We start from the raw sequence: 1,921 nt of genomic DNA on the forward strand, positions 1-1,921 counted from the left end.
CCACCTGGTTGCGCGCGCTGCACGACCGTCCTCGCTGGCAGCTCTACGGCGCCTTCGACGGCACCACGGCCGTCGGCGGCGGCGCGCTGTTCGTGGATGGCGACCAGGCCTGGGTCGGGATCGGCAGCATGCTGGAGTCGCATCGGCGCCGCGGCGGTCAGCGCGCGCTCATGGCGCGCCGCGTCAAGGATGCGACGCGCACCGGCGTGCGCTGGATCGGCACCGAGACGGGCGAGCCCACGGACGAGGTCAATCCGTCGCTGCTGAACATGCAGCGTTGCGGCTTCGAGTGCGTGGCCTTGCGCCGCAACCTGCTGCCGCCTCTCGCGATTCGCTCCTCCCCCGGGACGACGGCATGAGGGCACTGACCTGCACCGCCGTGCTGCTGGCCCTCGCACGCTGCAGCATCGAAGGCAACGCAACGACGCTGGCGGGGTTTCCCGAGCTGGAGATCGTGCGGGCGCCTCAGTGGAGTGAAGTGGGAGTGACATCGGACGTCAGGCGCGCGATCGCACGCTTTCTGGTCGAGGGAGGAACGGTCGGGAGGTCGTCGCCTCCTCCCCATGGGGCACGCCGCTGCAGACCGGAACGCGACGCCGCGTGCTGACAGGGCGCCACGCCTTCCCTACCCCGCCAGGAACCCACCATCGGTCGCGAGCACATGGCCCACGACATAGCGCGCTTCATCAGACATCAGCCAGATGGCAGCGGCGGCCACTTCTTCCGGATGGCCCATCCTGCGCAGCGGCAGGCCGGCCGCGACGCTGCGCATGTCCGCAATGCCGGATGAAAGCATCATGTCCGTGAGCACGCGTCCCGGCGCGACCGCGTTGATCCGGATCCCTGCCGGCGCATATTCCATCGCGGCCGATCGCGTGAGCGAGTTGGCGGCCGCCTTCGACGCGCTGTAGAGAGACAGCCCCGGATTGGGATTGCGAATCCCGCTCACGCTGGTGTTGTTGACGATCGTGCCGCCGCCACCCGCCAGCATGGCCGAGATGGCATGGCGCATGAAATGAAAGAGTGCACGCACATTCGTGTCGAACACGCGGACGAACACCTCGTCGCTTTGCTCCGCCAACGGGCCTCGGCGTTCCTGGCAGCCCGCGTTGTTGAACACGGCGTCGAGCCTGCCGAACCGGGCGTGTGCCTGCTGGAGGGTCGAGACGACGTCTTGCTCGCGGGCCGCATCACCCGCCACGAAAAGGCATTCGGCACCGCGCTCGCGGATCTCGCCGGCGAGCGCCTGGCCGAGCTCCTCCCGGCGGCCCGTCACGACCACGGCGGCGGCGCCTTCCGCGGCCATTCGCAGCGCGGTGGCGCGACCGATCCCACTCGTGGCGCCGGTGACCAGGCACACCCGGCCCTTCAGCCGGCCCGCGGTCGGCAACTCCGGGGCAACGCCGGCAAGCTCCTCGGTGGTCGGCGTCGAGTTCATGCTCGCCTCCTCGCGAAACGCTGTTCCAGGACGTCCTGGCCCCACTGGGTGGCAGGCCGCTCTTCCACGCAGACGAAGCCATGCGACTCACGGAGATGCCGGGCGGCAGACGAACCGTCGACGGTCCACAGGTGTGTTTCGGCGAATCCCTGGCCGTCGGCGAAGTCCAGCGCGCTGGCCAGCAGCTTGCGCCCCACGCCGCGGCCGCGGAGGCCCTCGTCCACGATGAACCAGCGCAGATGCGCGACGCCGACGCCCGGACCATCGCCGTCGATGGCGACCGAGCCGACGATGTCGCCACCTTGCCGGGCCGTCCAGATGCCATTCCCCGGCCTGCCGAGCCTGTCGCAGAAATCCGCCAGGCCTGCCGCGACAGCGGACTCGACGCGTTGTCCGATGCCGGCCCCTCGTGCGTCGTGCAGTGCGTGCATCCGGGTGACGCTGGCGATGAGCCCGACCTGGTAGCCCGGCGTCACATCGACC

The 1,921-nt window shown here is 69.9% G+C and carries 3 protein-coding genes; 1 reads left to right on the plus strand and 2 read right to left on the minus strand.

All coding sequences use genetic code 11. From position 1 onward, the window contains the following. The coding region (locus tag AC1D12_RS32165) for a hypothetical protein (RefSeq protein ID WP_477845215.1) at positions 1-359 on the plus strand (359 nt) is incomplete at its 5' end. Between the two features lie 266 nt (positions 360-625). On the opposite strand, the gene AC1D12_RS32170 is transcribed toward AC1D12_RS32165, so the two are convergent. Together AC1D12_RS32170 and AC1D12_RS32175 are read right to left on the minus strand one after the other, a co-directional pair. After that, a complete protein-coding gene (locus AC1D12_RS32170; protein ID WP_477845216.1) occupies positions 626-1,438 on the minus strand; it encodes an SDR family NAD(P)-dependent oxidoreductase in 813 nt (270 codons plus the stop codon). Continuing rightward, positions 1,435-1,921, minus strand: a 487-nt coding sequence (locus AC1D12_RS32175; RefSeq protein ID WP_477845217.1) for a GNAT family N-acetyltransferase, incomplete at its 5' end; no start/stop codon positions are given. The genes AC1D12_RS32175 and AC1D12_RS32170, both read right to left, overlap by 4 nt.

The sequence above is a fragment of the Rhizobacter sp. P1_G5 genome (assembly GCF_056405435.1).

Excerpts from the sequence above, each read along its gene's own strand:
- AC1D12_RS32170 (WP_477845216.1), bottom strand. The coding sequence starts at position 1,438 with ATGAACTCGACGCCGACCACCGAGGAGCTTGCCGGCGTTGCCCCGGAG.